Below are 17,737 nucleotides of genomic sequence, written 5' to 3'. Positions count from 1 at the left end.
CGCCTGTGAGTCCTCAGTGCGGCGTTGCACCTAAACAAGAGGAGGAGTTTCGTATGACCACCCTGACCCGTGCGGACTGGGAACAACGTGCCCAGCAACTGAAGATCGAAGGCCGTGCCTTCATCAACGGCGAATACACCGATGCCGCATCCGGTGAAACCTTCGAGTGCCTGAGCCCGGTCGACGGACGCTTCCTGGCCAAGGTTGCCAGCTGCGACCTGGCCGATGCCAACCGCGCTGTGGAAAATGCCCGTGCCACCTTCAACTCCGGCGTGTGGTCGCAGCTGGCCCCCGCCAAGCGCAAGGCCAAGCTGATCCGCTTTGCCGACCTGCTGCGCAAGAACGTCGAAGAGCTGGCACTGCTGGAAACGCTGGATATGGGCAAGCCGATCGGTGACTCCTCCAGTATCGATATCCCGGGGGCGGCCAATGCCATCCACTGGACAGCCGAAGCCATCGACAAGGTCTACGACGAAGTCGCCCCGACCCCGCACGACCAGCTTGGCCTGGTTACCCGCGAAGCAGTGGGCGTGGTCGGTGCCATCGTACCGTGGAACTTCCCGCTGCTGATGGCCTGCTGGAAGCTCGGCCCGGCGCTGGCCACCGGTAACTCGGTCGTGCTCAAGCCGTCCGAAAAATCGCCGCTGACCGCCATCCGCATCGCCCAGCTGGCGATCGAAGCTGGCATCCCGGCTGGCGTGCTGAACGTGCTGCCAGGCTACGGCCACACCGTGGGCAAGGCGCTGGCCCTGCACATGGACGTCGATACCCTGGTGTTCACCGGTTCGACCAAGATCGCCAAGCAGCTGATGGTTTATGCGGGCGAGTCGAACATGAAGCGCATCTGGCTGGAAGCCGGCGGCAAGAGCCCGAACATCGTCTTTGCCGACGCCCCGGACCTGCAGGCTGCCGCCGAGGCTGCTGCCAGCGCCATCGCCTTCAACCAGGGCGAAGTGTGCACCGCAGGCTCCCGCCTGCTGGTCGAGCGTTCGATCAAGGACAAGTTCCTGCCGATGGTGGTAGAGGCCCTGAAAGGCTGGAAACCAGGCAACCCGCTGGATCCACAGACCACTGTCGGTGCTCTGGTCGATACTCAGCAGATGAACACCGTGCTGTCTTACATCGAGGCTGGCCACAAGGATGGTGCCAAGCTGCTGGCCGGCGGCAAGCGCACCCTGGAAGAGACCGGCGGCACCTACGTTGAGCCGACCATCTTCGACGGCGTGACCAACGCCATGCGCATTGCTCAGGAAGAAATCTTCGGCCCGGTGCTGTCGGTGATTGCCTTCGACACCGCCGAAGAGGCCGTCGCCATTGCCAACGACACGCCGTATGGCCTGGCGGCGGGTATCTGGACTTCGGATATTTCCAAAGCCCACAAGACCGCCCGTGCCGTGCGTGCTGGCAGCGTCTGGGTCAACCAGTACGATGGTGGCGACATGACCGCGCCGTTCGGTGGTTTCAAACAGTCGGGTAACGGCCGTGACAAGTCGCTGCACGCGCTGGAGAAATACACTGAGCTGAAGGCGACCTGGATCAAGCTGTAATCCAGTAGGTCCTTTTCGCGGGCAAGCCCGCTCCGGCAGGTCTTCGCGACCGTTGCGGGAGCGGGCTTGCCCGCGAATGGGCCTCTAGAAACATTGGCTGGGAGGCTGCAATGCGTTGGGGTACCTACTTCGCCGTACTGGCATCGGTGCTCAGTGTCGGGCTGGCGCTCGGCGTGAGCATGCCGCTGGTGTCCCTGCGCCTGGAGGCCTGGGGCTACGGCAGCTTCGCTATCGGCGTGATGGCGGCAATGCCGGCGTTGGGTGTGCTGGCAGGGGCCAGCCTGGCCAGCCGCCTGGCAGGCTGGGTTGGCGTGCCTTCGGCGATGCGCCTGTGCCTGTGGGGTGGGGCACTGTCGATTGGCCTGCTCGCGCTGCTGCCGAGTTACCCGTTGTGGCTGCTGCTGCGGCTGATGATTGGCATGTCCCTGACCGTGGTGTTCATCCTCGGCGAAAGCTGGATCAACCAACTGGTGGTCGAACAGTGGCGTGGCCGGTTGGTGGCGCTGTATGGCAGCAGCTACGCCCTGAGCCAACTGGCCGGGCCGTTGGTGCTGGGCTTCCTCGGCTCTGATGACGACTTCGGCTTCTGGGCAGCGACCGGCCTGCTGCTGGCCGCGCCGCTGGTTCTGCTGGGGCGTGGTGGAGCACCGAGCACAGAGGCCTGCAGTGTCACCTTTGGCGACCTGTTCGGCTTCTGCCGACGCTTGCCGGTAATTGCCTGGGCCATTGCCCTGTTCGCCTCGTTCGAGGCGATGATCCTCACTTTGCTGCCGGTGTACTGCCTGCAGCAGGGCTTCACCACCGAAATCGCCTTGTTCATGGTAAGTACCGTGGTGGTGGGTGATGCGGTGCTGCAGTTGCCCATCGGCGCGCTGGCCGACCATATGTCGCGACGCACCCTGTTCACTGGCTGTGCGGTGACGCTGCTGGTGTCCAGCCTGGCGATCCCGCTGCTGTTGCACACACCGGTTATCTGGCCACTGTGGGTGTTGTTCGGCGCCAGTGCCGGCGGCTTGTTCACCTTGTCGCTGGTGCTGATCGGTGAGCGCTACCGCGATGATGAGCTGGTGCGGGCCAATGCCCACGTAGCACAGCTGTGGGGTATTGGCTGTTTGCTCGGGCCGTTGTTGGCGGGTGCGGGGAGCCAGTGGATCAGCGGGCATGCGTTGCTGTTCCTGATGGCGGCCGGGGCTGCGGGGTTGGTGGTATTGACCCGACGGCGCGGAGCCTTTGAGCCGGTTTCTGCCTGATGGTTTTTGGGGCTCCAAGGCCCCTCGGCAATCTCAGCTACAGCATCTTCTCCAAGCCAACCGCCTTGCTGATCCAGGCATTGAGCCGCCGCCAGATCCCACCCGGCTCAGACGTCAGCATGTGTCGTTGGCCATTGTCCTCGGTCGCCCACACCAGTTTGTTACCTATCAGTTTCACCTGATAGCTCAGCGCGGGCGCCATACCCTGCTGGGCCAGCTCGCGGGTGTATTCGGCCAGCTCCGGGCTGTCCACCAGTACCCCAACCTCGGTGTTCCACAACACTGAGCGCGGGTCGAAGTTGAATGAGCCGATGAAGGTCTTGCGCCGATCGAGCACGATCGCCTTGGTGTGCAGGCTCGAATCCGAGCTGCCACGGAAACTCAATCGCCCTGCGCTGGGGTCGCCTGGCTGGCGGCGAAGCTCGTAAAGTTGCACCCCGTGCTCAAGCAAGGCACGACGATAGGGTGCATAGCCGCCATGCACCGCCGGCACGTCGGTGGCTTCCAGCGAGTTGGTCAGCAGCTTCACCGAAACGCCAGCGTCGGCGCGGCCGGTCAGGTACAGCAGCCCCGGTTCGCGCGGCACAAAGTAGGCCGATGCCAGGACCAACTCATGGTGCACGTTAGCCAGGTCCGGTGCCAGTTGCTGGCTCAGCAGTAATTGCGGGTCCGGTTCGTCTTCGGCCAACACCTTGCTGGGTGCATCCCATAGCGCCTGGGCGTGAGCCCAGATCAGCTCGTTGCGCCACACGGCCAGGCGCGGCTGCGACTGGTAGGCCATCAAGCGGTCGTACAGGGCCTTGCGCTGGGTTCTGGCTTCGGCCAACGATACTTCCAGGCGATGGCGGCTGGCACGCAGGTCGTTGGCATCCGGGGCCTGCCAGAGGAAGTCGGTGATCGGCCGGCTGAGGGCACTGTTCCAGTACTGGTCGAAGCTGTGCCCCAGCTGCTCGGCCACCGGGCCCACGCCCAGCAGGTCGATGTCGGTGAAGTTGAGGTTGGGCTCGGCATCGAAATACTCGTCGCCAAGGTTGCGCCCGCCGACGATGGCCATGCTGTTGTCCACCAGGAACAGCTTGTTGTGCATGCGCCGGTGCTGGCGCGACAAGTTGAACAGCCGGCCCAGGGCGCGCGTAACGCCGGTACTGCGCCCTAGATGCAGCGGGTTGAACACGCGGATCTGGATGTTCGGGTGGGCATCGAGGGTGCCCATGATGGTGTCCAGGCCGTCGCTGGTGGTGTCGTCGAGCAGGATGCGCACGCGCACGCCACGGTCGGCGGCGCGCAGCAGTTCATGCACAAGGGCGCGAGTACTGAGGCCATCGTGGACGATGTAGTACTGCAGGTCGATACTCGCCTGAGCGTTGCGGATCAGTTCGGCGCGGGCGCGAAATGCCTCGTTGCTGTTGGGCAGCAGGCGGAAGCCCGAGCGGCCGCCATAGGGCGCGGCCTGGCGCAATACCGAGCGGCCAAAGGCCGAGTCGTTGGCAGGCAGCGCCTGACTGGTTTCGCGGGGCGCACTGATGCTTGTGCAGCCGGCAAGGCCGAGCAACAGCACCAGCAGCAGAGGCAAGGCTCGCTGGAGTCTCAAGGGTAGGACCGTCCTGTGCAGCAAGGGCTTTAGGGGTTTGACCGTGACGGGCGGCGCAAAGTTACGCGTCGGCGCTTTCTTCATCCAGTAGACGAAGGGCGGCTTCACCTACCTTGCGTACGGAGGCTTCGATTTGCGGCGTTGGCCTGGCGGCGAAGTTCATGCGCAGGCAGTGGCGAAACTTGCCCGAGGCCGAAAAGATGCTGCCCACGGCAACCTGCACGCCCTGTTCCAGTAAAGCGCGGTTCAGCCGAAGCGTATCGAGATGTTCGGGTAGCTCCACCCACAGCATGAAGCCCCCCTGGGGCCGGCTGACCCGGGTGCCCGCCGGGAAATAGCGGGTCACCCAGTCGCTCATCAGGTCGCGGCCACGCTGGTACTGGCTGCGCATGCGCCGCACATGGGGCTGGTAGTACCCTCCGGCGATGAAGTCAGCGATGGCCAGCTGAGGCTGGCTGGCCGTACTCCCGGTGCTGATGTACTTCATGTGCAGTACTCGTTCCAGATAGCGCCCGGGCGCCACCCAGCCGATCCGCAGGCCGGGTGCGAGGGTTTTAGAGAACGAACTACAGAGCAGCACGCGGCCATCGTCGTCGAACGATTTGAGGGTGCGTGGGCGGGGGTAGGTATACGCCAGGTCGCCGTACACATCATCTTCCAGTATCGCCACGTCATAGCGTTGGGCCAGGCTCAGCAGGGCCTTCTTGCGTGCCTCGGGCATGATGTAGCCCAGCGGGTTGTTGCAGCTTGGGGTGATCTGGATGAGTTTGATCGGCCACTGCTCCAGGGCCAGCTCAAGCGCTTCCAGGCTGATGCCGGTGACCGGGTCGGTGGGGATTTCCAGCGCTTTCATGCCCAAGCCCTTGAGGGTTTGCATGGCGCCGTGGAAGCTGGGCGAGTCGACCGCGACGATGTCGCCTGGCTCGCAGACCGCGCGGATGCTGCAAGACAGCGCCTCATGGCAGCCGGTTGTGATCACCAGGTCGGCCGGCCCCAGTCGGCAGCCGGAGTCGAGCATCAGCCGGGCCACCTGTTCGCGCAGGGCCAGGTGGCCGTGGATGTTGTCGTAGTACAGGCCAGGCATGTCCTGGCGCCGGCTCAACTGGGCGAGGCTGCGCAGCAGCGGCTTCAGGGTAGGGCTGTCGATGTCGGGCATGCCGCGGCCGAGTTGCACCACATCCTGGCGCGGCGTGCTGCGCACCAGTTCCAGTACCTGTTCCCACTGCGAGATGTCCACCGGGCGCTGGGCCGGGCGGCTGACCGCAGGCAGGGCCGGCAGGTGACGGTGGTCGCTGACAAAGTAGCCGGACTTGGGCCGTGGCGAGACCATGCCGCTGTCTTCGAGCATGCGATAGGCCTGCTGCACGGTGCTCAGGCTGACCCCGTGTTCCTCACTCAGTGCGCGCACAGACGGCAGGCGCTGGCCGGGGCGATAGAGGCCCTGCTCGATGCGGGCGCCGAGTATTTCGGCGAGATTCAGGTAGAGGGTCACGGCATACTCCTGCGCTGCATTGGCATAGCGACCGGTACAGTTGGCCCGAAAATACAGCATTCAGTCGGCCGTCGGCCAATTCTGTATGGGAATAATAAGGCTGTATTGGATCTGTATTGCTGACGGTGCCGACGCGCATGCTTTCTCCACGGTAACAACTGAACGGGAGGATGCGGTGATGGGTGGCATGAGCGATGTGCGCTTGCAACTGTTGGCCAAGGAGCTGGAAGCCGGGCAGCAGGCCAAGGTGTTCAACGCGCCGGAGGGTTTGGGGCGTTGGGGGCTGATGCTGCATCGCTGGCATACCCGCAGGGCGTTGCTGCAGCTGACCGATGACGAGCTGCGCGATGTCGGGCTGAGCTCGGAGCAGGCCCGGATCGAAGGGCGGAAAGCCTTCTGGAAGGACTGACAGGGTGGTCGCTGGAGGGCCTGTTGTGCCCCAGACTTGAAACTTGCACCGACCCTGTGTGCGGGCATGCCCGCGAAGCAGGCGTCGCGGAGGATGGCACGGGCTTCGCCCGTGTTCGCGGGCACGCCCGCTCCCTCAGGGGGCTAGTCAGCTTTTAGATTTTAAGCAAGACAGTTGCTGCCACAAGGATGGGGACTTTCAGGCCAGCTCTTTCAGACGATGCCACAGCATCCCCAATGCCAGCAGTGGCGAGCGCAGGTGCTTGCCGCCAGGGAAGGTGATGTGAGGCACCTTGTTGAAAAGGTCGAAGCGCCCGCTTTCCTGGCCACTGATGGCTTCACCCAGCAGGCGCGCGGCCAGGTGGGTGGCGTTGAGCCCATGGCCAGAGTAGGCCTGGGCGTAATACACGTTCGGCTGGCTGGCCAGGCGGCCAACCTGTGGCAGGCGGTTGGCACCAATGCCGATCATGCCGCCCCACTGGTAGTCGATGCGCACGTCGGCAAGCTGCGGGAACACCTTGAGCATCTTCGGCTGCATGTAGGCGGCGATGTCCTTCGGGTCGCGGCCTGAATAGTGGCAGGCACCGCCAAACAGCAGGCGATGATCGGCGGACAGGCGGTAGTAGTCCAGCGCCACGCGCTGGTCACACACCGCCATGTTCTGCGGCAGCAATGCGCGTGCGCGTTCTTCGCCCAGCGGCTCGGTGGCAATGATGTAGCTACCGGCCGGCAGCACCTTGCCGCCCAGTTCGCGGTTGAGGTCGTTGTGGTAGGCGTTGCAGCACAGTACCAGGGTCTTGGCGCGTACTCGGCCTTGTGCGGTATGTACCTGCACTTCAGGGCCATAGTCTATGCGGGTAACCTCGGACTGCTCGAACAGCTTCACGCCCAGACGGCTGGCCACGGCCGCTTCACCCAGCGCCAGGTTGAGCGGGTGCAAGTGCCCAGAGCCCATGTCGATCAGCCCGCCCACATAGCAATCGGCGCCGACCACGCTGTGGATATCGTCCTTGCCGACCAGCCGCAGCTCATGCGCATAGCCCAGGCTGCGCAGTTCCTCTGCGTCTTCGGCAAAGCCCAGCAGCTCGGCGGGTTTGTTGGCCAGGTCGCAGTAGCCCCAGGCCAGGTCGCAGGCGATGGCATGCTTTTCCACCCGCTCGCGCACGATCTGTACGGCCTCCAGGCCCATCAGCTTCAGGGTGCGCACGCCTTCCTCGCCGATGACCGGGAGAAACTGCTCCAGGCCGTGGCCGACCCCACGGATCAGTTGCCCGCCATTGCGCCCACTGGCGCCCCAGCCAAGTTTGCGCGCTTCCAGCAGGATGACCGAGAAACCACGCTCGGCCAGCTCGATGGCGGTGTTCAGGCCCGAGTAACCGCCGCCGATGATGCACACGTCGGCGTTGTGTTCGCCTTGCAGGAAGGCGTGGTCAGGGTGTGGCGCGCTGCTGGCGGCGTAATAGGAGGCGGCGTGCTGCGCGCTGTGGATCATCGGGGCGGCCCTGAAAATTGGAGGGGGGACGAGGATAAGCTTTGCCATCGCGGCCGGGCAACCAGCGAGGGCTGCATCCTCGTTCGCGGGTGGAGCCGCGAATAAGCCTATAATCCAATCACTTTTGTCAGCTTGTATCCCGTCATGTCCTGTAACCGCCACAAGATCCACTTCCTGCGCGAACTCATCCCTTCATTCGAGTGCGAGCCCGGCTGCCATGACTGCTGCGGCCCGGTCACCACCTCGGCGGAGGAAATGGCCCGCCTGCCGCGCAAGTCCCAGGCGGAGCAGGACGCTGCTCTGGAGCGCCTGGACTGCGTGCACCTGGGCCCCAACGGCTGCACGGTGTATGAAGAGCGGCCGATGATATGCCGGCTGTTCGGTACCACCCCGCGCATGGCCTGCCCGCGTGGTCGTGGCCCTGAACCGATGATCGACCCTGCCGCTGAACAGTTGGTCCACCAATTCATTGCCACCACCCGCCAGGTGCTGGTCTAGCCTCAGTCCGGGATCGGCAGGCAGAGGCTTTCCTTCACCTCTTCCATCACGATGTAGCTCTTCGATTCGCGCACGTGCGGCAGTTTCAGCAGGATGTCCCCGAGCAGCTTGCGGTACGAAGCCATTTCCGAAATACGCGCTTTTACCAGGTAGTCGAAGTCGCCCGACACCAGGTGGCATTCCAGCACGTGGGGCAGCTTCAAGACCGCGCGGCGGAACTCCTCGAAGGTGTCGCCCGACTTGTAGTCCAGGCTGATTTCCACGAACACCAGCAGGCTGCCCTTGAGGTGCTGCGGGTTCAGGCGGGCGTTGTAGCCCATGATGATGCCCTCGCGCTCCAGGCGGCGAACCCGCTCGGTGCAAGGGGTGGTGGACAGCCCAACTTTCTCGCCCAGTTCGGTGAAGGAAATACGCCCGTCATTCTGCAGGATACGCAGGATGTTACGGTCGATCTTGTCCAGTTCACGCTTGGTCTGGTGCTGGGTTCTCATAGGGGATGCCCCTCCGTGAAAGGCGTTTTTGCCGAGAATTCTCGCCAATAATAGGCTTTTATATAGTGAATTGCACTGGTCTCAAATTCCTATACTGCGCTCATTCATGCCATTTCAATAAAAGTGTGCGGCGCGCCGCGTGTGAGGGATAAAACGATGCGAGTTCTGGTACTTGGTAGCGGTGTAATCGGAACCGCCAGTGCCTACTACCTGGCCCGGCAAGGTTTCGAAGTCACGGTGGTCGACCGCCAGCCGGCGGTGGCCATGGAAACCAGCTTTGCCAACGCCGGCCAGATCTCGCCCGGCTATGCCTCGCCCTGGGCTGCCCCAGGTGTACCGCTCAAAGCCATCAAATGGCTGCTGGAGCGTCACGCCCCCTTGGCCATCAAGCTCACGGGCGACGTCGACCAGTACCTGTGGATGGCACAGATGCTGCGCAACTGCACCGCCAGCCGTTACGCGGTGAACAAGGAGCGCATGGTGCGCCTGTCCGAGTACAGCCGTGACTGCCTCGACGAGCTGCGCGCCGAAACCGGCATCAACTACGAAAACCGCAGCCTGGGCACCACCCAGCTGTTCCGCACCCAGGCCCAGGTCGATGCAGCGGCCAAGGATATTGCCGTACTCGAACAGTCCGGTGTGCCCTACGAGCTGCTCGATCGCGACGGCATTGCCCGCGTCGAACCCGCCCTGGCCGGCGTGAAAGATATCCTGGCCGGCGCCCTGCGCCTGCCGAACGACCAGACTGGCGACTGCCAGCTGTTTACCACCAAGCTCGCCGACATGGCGTTGAAGCTGGGCGTGGAGTTCCGCTTCGGCCAGGATATCCAGCGCCTGGACTTCGCCGGTGACCGCATCAATGGCGTATGGATCGACGGCAAGCTGGAGACGGCAGACCGCTATGTGCTGGCGCTGGGCAGCTACTCGCCACAGATGCTCAAGCCACTGGGCATCAAGGCCCCGGTGTACCCGCTGAAAGGTTATTCGCTGACCGTGCCGATCACCAACAGCGACATGGCCCCGACTTCGACCATTCTCGACGAGACCTACAAGGTTGCCATCACCCGTTTCGACAACCGCATCCGCGTTGGGGGCATGGCTGAAATCGCCGGTTTTGACCTGTCGCTGAACCCGCGCCGGCGCGAAACGCTGGAGATGATCGTCAACGACCTTTATCCTCGCGGCGGTGACCTGAGCCAGGCCAGCTTCTGGACCGGCTTGCGCCCGGCGACCCCGGACGGTACGCCGATCGTGGGTGCCACGGCGTTCCGCAACCTGTTCCTGAACACCGGTCACGGTACCTTGGGCTGGACCATGGCGTGCGGTTCCGGTCGCTTGCTGGCCGACCTGATTGCGCGCAAGAAGCCGCAGATCAGTGCCGAAGGCCTGGATATTTCCCGTTATGGCAATAGCCGGGAAGTGGCCAAGCACGGGCAAAGCGCGCCGGCTCACCAGCAGTAACAGCCTGTGCCGGCCCATTCGCGGGCTTGCCCGCTCCCACAGGAACACCACAGCTTTTGAAAGCTGTGCACTACTTGTGGGAGCGGGCAAGCCCGCGAAGAATCCACCACCGATTTCAACCCGAACACCATAAGGCAGCCGCCATGCGTCCCGCCCGCGCCCTGATCGACCTCCAGGCCCTGCGCCACAACTACCGTCTGGCCCGTGAACTGACGGGTGCCAAAGCCCTCGCCGTGATCAAGGCCGACGCCTATGGCCACGGCGCCGTGCGCTGCGCCCTGGCCCTGGAGGCCGAAGCCGACGGCTTTGCCGTGGCCTGCATCGAAGAGGCGCTGGAGCTGCGCGCTGCCGGTATCAAAGCCCCGGTGCTGCTGCTGGAAGGTTTTTTCGAAGCCAGCGAACTGGCGCTGATCGCCGAGCACGACCTGTGGTGCGTGGTGCACTCGCTGTGGCAGCTGGAAGCCATCGAGAAAACCCCGCTGCACAAGCCGCTCACCGTCTGGCTGAAGCTGGACAGTGGCATGCACCGCGTAGGCCTGCACCCCAAGGACTACCACGACGCCTACCAGCGACTGTTGGCCAGTGGCAAGGTTTCGCGCATCGTGTTGATGAGCCACTTCGCTCGCGCCGACGAACTGGACGCTGACGCCACCTCCCAGCAGATCGCCGTGTTCGAAGCTGCCCGACAGGGCCTGGCCGCTGAATGCAGCCTGCGTAACTCGCCCGGCGTGCTGGGCTGGCCGCAAGCGCCCAGCGACTGGATACGCCCAGGCCTGATGCTGTACGGCGCCACGCCGTTCGAAGTGGCGCAGGCCGAGGCCGCACGCCTGCAACCGGTGATGACCCTGCAATCGCGGGTGATCAGCGTGCGCGAGCTGCCTGCCGGCGAGCCGGTGGGCTATGGTGCCAAGTTCGTCAGCCCTCGGCCGACCCGCGTGGGTGTGGTTGCCATGGGCTATGCCGATGGCTACCCGCGCCAGGCGCCCAACGGCACTCCGGTGCTGGTGGCCGGCAAGCGCACTCAGCTGATCGGCCGGGTGTCGATGGACATGCTCAGCATTGACCTCACCGACGTACCGGAAGCCGCTGTCGGCAGCCCGGTAGAACTATGGGGCAAGCAGGTGCTGGCCAGTGAGGTGGCCGCGCATGCGGGCACCATTCCGTACCAGATCTTCTGCAACCTGAAGCGAGTACCACGGGACTACATCGGCGAATGACACGCTGAAGCGGACAGGTTGGGGGCGGTGTGTTGTAAATACTGAACGGCATTGCCATGATATCGTTCACAACCACCCCTTTCCCACTGTCTCAGGAGGCTCCAGCTTTGGACGTCGGCGAACGACTGCAAGCCATCCGCAAGCTCAAGGGCCTGTCCCAGCGCGAACTCGCCAAGCGTGCAGGCGTGACCAACAGCACCATCTCGATGATCGAGAAGAACAGCGTAAGCCCCTCTATCAGCTCGCTGCGCAAAGTGCTGAGCGGCATTCCCATGTCCATGGTCGAATTCTTTTCGGTCGAGCTGGAGCCCGAAAGCCCCACTCAGATCGTCTACAAGGCCCACGAGCTGATTGATATTTCGGACGGTGCGGTAACCATGAAGCTGGTTGGCAAGTCGCACCCCAACCGTGCCATCGCTTTTCTGACCGAGGTGTACCCGCCAGGCGCGGACACCGGTGCCGAGATGCTTACCCACGACGGCGAGGAGACCGGTATCCTGCTTGAAGGCCGCCTGGAACTGGTGGTCGGCAACGAGATTTTCGTTCTCGAAGAGGGCGACAGCTACTACTTCGAAAGCACCCGGCCACACCGCTTTCGCAACCCATTCGACCAGCCGGCGCGGCTGATCAGTGCGGCGACGCCTTCAAACTTTTGATCCAGCGCAGTGCATTGAGTCGGCAATACCCCTTTCCTGTGTGGGGTCGTTTCACGGCCTCTGGGTTCCCGCTATACTTTTCAACGCTCGCCGATCCGTGGCCGCGAGCGTGATTAGCCACCATGAGGGTGTTCGCGTGAATCAAATCAAGAAGATGCTGGCCGTACCAGCAGCCGTATTCGCCCTCTGGGCAATGAGCGCAACCGCTGCGACCAATGACGACATCGCCAAACGCCTGGAGCCGGTTGGCCAGGTGTGCGTCCAGGGCCAAGAGTGCAAAGGCATGGAAGTGGCCGCTGCAGCGGGTGGCGGGGGAGCCAAGACGCCGGATGAAATCATCGCCAAGCACTGCAATGCCTGCCATGGCAGCGGGTTGCTCGGCGCGCCTAAAATTGGTGACACCGCCGCGTGGAAAGAACGCGCCGACCACCAGGGCGGCCTGGATGGCATCCTGGCCAAGGCCATTACCGGCATCAACGCCATGCCGCCAAAGGGCACCTGTGCAGACTGCTCGGATGAAGACCTGAAAGGGGCGATCAAGAAAATGTCCGGGCTGTGATTTACAGCTGAATTGCATGAGGCCCGCCGTTGATGGCGGGCTTTGTTTTTTTGTTGTCTGGGCCGGCCTCTTCGCGGGCAAGCCCGCTCCCAAAGGTACTCCACAGGACCTGAAGGTTGTGTTAATCCTGTGGGAGCGGGCTTGCCCGCGAAAGGGCCGGTACAGGCAACCAATTACTTCAGCCCTATGTCCAACCCCTGAACTCGTGGATGTTTCAGGAGGCCCAGATGCACCTCTGCTCCATCGACCAGGCTGTCGAGCAGGTCTTGTCCCGGCTGCCAACCCATATCCATATGGGCCTGCCTTTGGGCCTGGGGAAACCCAACGCCTTCGTCAACGCGCTTTACGCCCGCGTACGCGAGCTGCCCGAACGGCGCCTGACCATCTATACCGCACTTTCCCTCGGCCGCCCGCCACTGGGCAATGGCCTGCAGCGGCGCTTTCTCGAACCCTTCGTCGAGCGAGTGTTCGCTGACTACGAAGAGCTCAGCTACCTCGCAGACCTGCGCAACGACAGCCTGCCGCCAAACATCCGTGTCGAACAGTTCTTCATGCAGCCCGGTAGCCTGCTGCACAGCGAGTCGGCCCAACAGGACTACGTCAGCAGCAACTACAGCCACGCCGCACGCGATATCAACGCCAAGGGCCTGAACCTGATCGCCCAGTTGGTGGCAGCCACCCCTGAAAAGCCCGTGCACCTGAGCCTGGCCTGCAACCCAGACATCACCCTCGACCTGCTGCCGATGATTGCCAAGCGGCGCGCGGCTGGCGAAACCATCCTCATGCTGGGCCAGGTGCATGCCGAACTGCCCTATATGCCAGGCGATTCGGAACTGAGCATGGAGGCATTCGACCTGCTGATTGATGAAGCGGAGCAGCGACGGCTGTTCTCTACGCCGAACATGCCGGTCGGCATCCAGGACCACTGCATTGGCTTGCACGCCAGCACGTTGGTGCGCGATGGCGGCACCCTGCAGATCGGCATCGGGGCCATGGGTGATGCAGTTGCTGCCGCATTGCTGGCTCGCCAAGGTGACAACGCAGGCTACCGAGCCGTGCTTGATGAGCTGGATGTTGGCCCCTGGCATGCGCTGATCGAACGCGAAGGGGGGCTAGGGACGTTTGCCCAAGGCCTGTACGGCTGCAGCGAGATGTTCGTCAATGGCCTGCTGGTGCTGGCCGAAGCAGGGTTGCTACGACGCCCGGCGGACGAGCAGGGCGCAATACTGCATGGCGGCTTTTTCCTCGGCCCGCAAGCGTTCTATCAGCGCTTGCGCGAGATGCCGCTGGAGCAGCGCGCACATTTTGCCATGACCCGCATCAGCTTCATCAACGAGCTATATGGGCAGGAGGAACTCAAGCGCCGCCAACGCCGTGATGCGCGGTTTATCAACACTGCGTTTGCCATGACCTTGCTCGGCGCCGGGGTGGCTGATCAACTTGAAGACGGCCGTGTGCTCAGCGGCGTGGGCGGGCAGTACAACTTTGTCGCCCAGGGCCATGCGCTGGAAGGTGCACGTTCGATTCTGCTTTTGCGCAGCTGGCGCGAGTCAGGCGGGGAGGTGACCTCAAACCTGTTCTGGACCTATGGCCACTGCACCATCCCCCGGCACCTGCGCGATATCGTGGTGACCGAGTACGGTATCGCTGACTTGCGTGGGCAGACCGACAGCGAGGTGATTGCGCGGTTGCTGGCAGTGAGCGATTCGCGGTTCCAGCAGGGGCTCATCGAGCAGGCAAAAGAGGCCGGCAAGCTGGCCAAGGGCTTTCAGCTGGACGCTCGCTTCACCGACAATACGCCGCAGCGGCTGGAAACGATCCGGACGCGGCATGCGCGGCTGTTCCCGGAGTATCCAATGGGCACGGACTTTACGGCCGAGGAGCGGGATCTGTTGCGGGCGCTGAACTGGTTGAAGAGCAAGTTCAAGCTGAGCGAGGTGCTGGAGCTGGGCAAGGCAGCGTTGGATGCACCGGGGCCGGAGGGGTATGAAAGCCACCTGGAGCGGATGCAGTTGGGGCAGCCGCAGGGGCTTAAAGAAGAACTTTACCAGCGCTTGTTGTTGGCGGGGCTGGCGGCAACCAGATAAAAGGGTTGCGGCCATTCGCGGGCATGCCCGCTCCCACAGGTACGGCACAGCGTTCGAGACCTGTGCTGCACCTGTGGGAGCGGGCGTGCCCGCGAAGCAGGTGTCGCGTTTACTCGATGAAGCTGACTACACCACCTTCCAGCGACTTCACCCGGGCCAGCGATTCAACGCGGTAGCCCTGGCTGTCCAGCTCGGCACGGCCGCCCTGGAACGACTTCTCGATCACAATGCCCAGGCCCGCCACGGTGGCGCCAGCCTGCTTGATGATCGAGATCAGCGCCTGCGAGGCCTTGCCGTTGGCCAGGAAGTCGTCGATCACCAGCACGCGGTCGCTGCTGTTGAGGTGACGCGGCGAAATGGCCACAGTGTTCTCGGTCTGCTTGGTGAAGGAATACACCGAGGCGGTCAGCAGGTTTTCGGTCAGGGTCAGCGACTGGTGCTTGCGAGCGAAGATGACCGGCACACCCAGTTTCAGACCGGTCATTACCGCTGGGGCAATGCCCGAGGCTTCGATGGTGACGATCTTGGTCACGCCGGCATCGGCGAACAGGCGGGCAAACTCGTCACCGATCAGCTGCATCAGCGCCGGATCGATCTGGTGGTTGAGAAACGCGTCGACTTTGAGAACCTGATCGGAAAGCACGATGCCTTCTTCGCGAATCTTCTGATGCAGTGCTTCCACTGTGATTTCCTCGATGTAGATAGTGGTCTGTATGGCCGATTTGTGAGCTCAAATCGGCCATACAAACCACCGTGGCCGCTAACAGCGGCAAAGTTAAAGAGTAATGGTTGATCAGCGTTTGAGCATTGCCCGGATATCGGCCAAGGCGTTGTTGCCGCGTGCGGCCTTCACCTCGACCGGCGCATCGTCCAAGCCCTCCCAGGCCAGGTCGTCCGGAGGCAGTTCGTCGAGGAACCGGCTGGGCGTGCAGTCGATGATTTCACCGTACTGCTTGCGCTTGGCGGCGAAGGTGAAGGCCAGGGTCTGGCGCGCGCGGGTGATGCCCACGTAGGCCAGGCGGCGTTCCTCTTCGATGGTGTCGGCCTCGATGCTGGAGCGGTGCGGGAGGATTTCCTCTTCCATGCCCATGATGAACACGTACGGGAACTCCAGGCCCTTGGAGGCATGCAGGGTCATCATCTGCACACCTTCGGCGTTCTCTTCTTCTTCCTGCTGGCGCTCGAGCATGTCGCGCAGCACCAGTTTGCCGATGGCGTCTTCGATGGTCATGTCACCCTCTTCGTCCTTCTCGAGGGTGTTTTTCAGCGCTTCCACCAGGAACCACACGTTGCTGATGCGGAACTCTGCGGCCTTGTCGCTGGCGGTCTGCTGGCGGATCCAGTTCTCGTAGTCGATGTCGCGGATCATCTCGTGCAGCGCGGCAATAGGATCTTCCAGGGCGACCTTGTGGCGTACCCCATCCAGCCAATGCTTGAAGCGCTGCAAGCGCTCGGTGTAGCGGGCGTCCAGATGCTCGCCCAGGCCCAGCTCCTCGCTGGCGGCGTACATCGATATACCGCGCTCAGTGGCGTAATTACCGAGCTTTTCCAGGGTGGTGGAGCCGATTTCCCGGCGCGGTACGTTGATCACACGCAGGTAGGCGTTGTCATCGTCCGGGTTCACCAGCAGGCGCAGGTAGGCCATCAGGTCCTTGACCTCCTGGCGGCCAAAGAAACTGTTACCACCCGACAGACGATACGGTACCTGGTGGTGCTGCAGCTTCAGTTCGATCAGCTTGGCCTGGTAGTTGCCGCGGTAGAGGATGGCGAAGTCGCTGTACGGGCGGTTGGTGCGCAGGTGCAAGGTGAGGATTTCCATGGCCACGCGTTCGGCCTCGGCTTCCTCGTTCTTGCAGCGGATCACGCGGATCTCGTCGCCCACGCCCATTTCGCTCCACAGCTGTTTCTCGAACGCATGCGGGTTGTTGGCGATCAACACGTTGGCACAGCGCAGGATGCGGCTGGTGGAGCGGTAGTTCTGCTCGAGCATGACGATCTTCAGGGAGGGGTAGTCCTCCTTGAGCAGCATCAGGTTCTCAGGGCGTGCACCACGCCAGGCGTAGATCGACTGGTCGTCGTCGCCTACCACGGTGAACTGGTTGCGCATGCCGATCAGCATCTTCACCAGCAGGTACTGGCTGGCGTTGGTGTCCTGATATTCGTCTACCAGCAGGTAGCGCACACGGTTTTGCCAGCGCTCCAGCACCTCGGGGTGCTCCTGGAACAGTTTGACCGGCAGCAGGATCAGGTCGTCGAAGTCCACCGCGTTGAACGCCTTGAGCGTGCGCTGATAGTGGGTGTAGACGATGGCTGCGGTCTGCTCGCGTGGGTTGCGCGCTTTTTCCAGGGCCTCTGGTGGCAGGATAAGGTCGTTCTTCCAGGCACCGATCATGTTCTTGATCTCGTCGATGCCGTCGTCGCCGGAGTATTCCTTCTGCATGATGTCCGACAGCAGCGCTTTGATGTCAGACTCGTCGAAGATCGAGAAACCCGGCTTGTAGCCCAGGCGCTCGTGTTCCTTGCGGATGATGTTCAGGCCAAGGTTGTGGAACGTACACACGGTCAGGCCACGGCCTTCCCCCGGGCGCAGCAAGGTGGCAACCCGCTCCTTCATCTCGCGCGCGGCCTTGTTGGTAAAGGTCATCGCCACGATGTACTGGGCGCGGATGCCGCAGTTCTGGATGAGGTGGGCAATCTTGCGCGTGATCACGCTGGTCTTGCCCGAACCTGCACCGGCGAGCACCAAAAGAGGGCCGCCGACATAGTCACGGGCTTCCTGCTGCCGGGGATTGAGTCGGGACATGCTAGAAACCGGGGGTCGCCAGAAAATAGCCGCGCATTCTAACAGGCATGGGGCCGTTGTGGCGCGACCGTCTGACGTCTGAGTCAGACTTTATGTCCGTCTCACTATTAGTGCCACTAATGCTAGTAGCTGAAAAAATCATATTTGCCGGTTTGTGCCGTTTCGCGCAGGATGCACGACAAAAT

At 62.8% G+C, this 17,737-nt stretch carries 15 protein-coding genes; 9 read left to right on the top strand and 6 right to left on the bottom strand.

Annotation, left to right across the window (positions count from 1 at the left end; all coding sequences use genetic code 11):
- The first annotated feature begins 53 nt into the window (after positions 1 to 53).
- Positions 54 to 1,547 (top strand): aldehyde dehydrogenase, encoded by a 1,494-nt coding sequence (locus tag ACE4QZ_RS27160; RefSeq protein ID WP_021785237.1) that lies wholly within the window; start codon positions 54 to 56, stop codon positions 1,545 to 1,547.
- A 110-nt stretch (positions 1,548 to 1,657) separates the two neighbouring features.
- Positions 1,658 to 2,797, top strand: coding sequence for an MFS transporter (locus ACE4QZ_RS27155; RefSeq protein WP_021785236.1), 1,140 nt, complete (start codon positions 1,658 to 1,660; stop codon positions 2,795 to 2,797).
- Between the two features lie 37 nt (positions 2,798 to 2,834).
- Here ACE4QZ_RS27155 and ACE4QZ_RS27150 read toward each other — a convergent pair whose 3' ends face one another.
- Positions 2,835 to 4,388: a phospholipase D family protein gene (locus ACE4QZ_RS27150; protein ID WP_021785235.1), complete on the bottom strand. Its 1,554-nt coding sequence runs from the start codon at positions 4,386 to 4,388 to the stop codon at positions 2,835 to 2,837.
- A 61-nt stretch (positions 4,389 to 4,449) separates the two neighbouring features.
- On the bottom strand, positions 4,450 to 5,880 hold the full coding sequence (locus tag ACE4QZ_RS27145) for a PLP-dependent aminotransferase family protein (RefSeq protein WP_162149606.1): 1,431 nt from the start codon (positions 5,878 to 5,880) through the stop codon (positions 4,450 to 4,452).
- 178 nt (positions 5,881 to 6,058) lie between these two features.
- On the opposite strand from ACE4QZ_RS27145, the gene ACE4QZ_RS27140 reads away from it, so the two are divergent.
- On the top strand, positions 6,059 to 6,289 hold the full coding sequence (locus ACE4QZ_RS27140; RefSeq protein ID WP_021785233.1) for a DUF1127 domain-containing protein: 231 nt from the start codon (positions 6,059 to 6,061) through the stop codon (positions 6,287 to 6,289).
- 198 nt (positions 6,290 to 6,487) lie between these two features.
- On the opposite strand, the gene ACE4QZ_RS27135 is transcribed toward ACE4QZ_RS27140, so the two are convergent.
- A complete protein-coding gene (locus ACE4QZ_RS27135; RefSeq protein WP_021785232.1) occupies positions 6,488 to 7,780 on the bottom strand; it encodes an NAD(P)/FAD-dependent oxidoreductase in 1,293 nt (430 codons plus the stop codon).
- A 144-nt stretch (positions 7,781 to 7,924) separates the two neighbouring features.
- On the opposite strand from ACE4QZ_RS27135, the gene ACE4QZ_RS27130 reads away from it, so the two are divergent.
- Complete coding sequence (locus ACE4QZ_RS27130) at positions 7,925 to 8,278, top strand: YkgJ family cysteine cluster protein (RefSeq protein WP_003253518.1); 354 nt, start codon at positions 7,925 to 7,927, stop codon at positions 8,276 to 8,278.
- A 2-nt stretch (positions 8,279 to 8,280) separates the two neighbouring features.
- Here ACE4QZ_RS27130 and ACE4QZ_RS27125 read toward each other — a convergent pair whose 3' ends face one another.
- Positions 8,281 to 8,769 carry an Lrp/AsnC ligand binding domain-containing protein gene (locus ACE4QZ_RS27125; RefSeq protein WP_003253520.1) on the bottom strand — a complete coding sequence of 163 codons (489 nt, stop codon included), beginning with the start codon at positions 8,767 to 8,769 and terminating at the stop codon, positions 8,281 to 8,283.
- A 156-nt stretch (positions 8,770 to 8,925) separates the two neighbouring features.
- Here ACE4QZ_RS27125 and dadA point away from each other — a divergent pair, with 156 nt between their 5' ends.
- The 5 genes from dadA to ACE4QZ_RS27100 all read left to right on the top strand — a co-directional run bounded on the left by dadA (position 8,926) and on the right by ACE4QZ_RS27100 (position 14,749).
- On the top strand, positions 8,926 to 10,230 hold the full coding sequence (dadA, locus tag ACE4QZ_RS27120; protein WP_010955780.1) for a D-amino acid dehydrogenase: 1,305 nt from the start codon (positions 8,926 to 8,928) through the stop codon (positions 10,228 to 10,230).
- Positions 10,231 to 10,373: 143 nt separating this feature from the next.
- On the top strand, positions 10,374 to 11,447 hold the full coding sequence (alr, locus tag ACE4QZ_RS27115) for an alanine racemase (protein WP_021785231.1): 1,074 nt from the start codon (positions 10,374 to 10,376) through the stop codon (positions 11,445 to 11,447).
- 107 nt (positions 11,448 to 11,554) lie between these two features.
- Positions 11,555 to 12,103 (top strand): cupin domain-containing protein, encoded by a 549-nt coding sequence (locus ACE4QZ_RS27110; RefSeq protein ID WP_021785230.1) that lies wholly within the window; start codon positions 11,555 to 11,557, stop codon positions 12,101 to 12,103.
- 154 nt (positions 12,104 to 12,257) lie between these two features.
- On the top strand, positions 12,258 to 12,662 hold the full coding sequence (locus tag ACE4QZ_RS27105; RefSeq protein WP_033723760.1) for a c-type cytochrome: 405 nt from the start codon (positions 12,258 to 12,260) through the stop codon (positions 12,660 to 12,662).
- A gap of 227 nt (positions 12,663 to 12,889) precedes the next feature.
- Entirely contained in the window at positions 12,890 to 14,749 is a 1,860-nt protein-coding gene (locus tag ACE4QZ_RS27100; RefSeq protein ID WP_021785229.1) for an acetyl-CoA hydrolase/transferase C-terminal domain-containing protein, read from the top strand.
- Positions 14,750 to 14,858: 109 nt separating this feature from the next.
- On the opposite strand, the gene ACE4QZ_RS27095 is transcribed toward ACE4QZ_RS27100, so the two are convergent.
- Together ACE4QZ_RS27095 and rep are read right to left on the bottom strand one after the other, a co-directional pair.
- On the bottom strand, positions 14,859 to 15,431 hold the full coding sequence (locus tag ACE4QZ_RS27095) for a xanthine phosphoribosyltransferase (protein WP_003253535.1): 573 nt from the start codon (positions 15,429 to 15,431) through the stop codon (positions 14,859 to 14,861).
- A gap of 111 nt (positions 15,432 to 15,542) precedes the next feature.
- On the bottom strand, positions 15,543 to 17,552 hold the full coding sequence (rep, locus tag ACE4QZ_RS27090) for a DNA helicase Rep (protein ID WP_021785228.1): 2,010 nt from the start codon (positions 17,550 to 17,552) through the stop codon (positions 15,543 to 15,545).
- Positions 17,553 to 17,737: the final 185 nt, after the last annotated feature.

Source organism: Pseudomonas sp. DCA-1 (assembly GCF_046523955.1).
In the GTDB taxonomy this organism is placed as follows: Bacteria; Pseudomonadota; Gammaproteobacteria; order Pseudomonadales; family Pseudomonadaceae; genus Aquipseudomonas; species Aquipseudomonas putida_Y.
The sequence above is the reverse complement of the archived record's forward strand: the minus strand, read 5'-3'. Positions and strand labels throughout refer to the sequence as shown.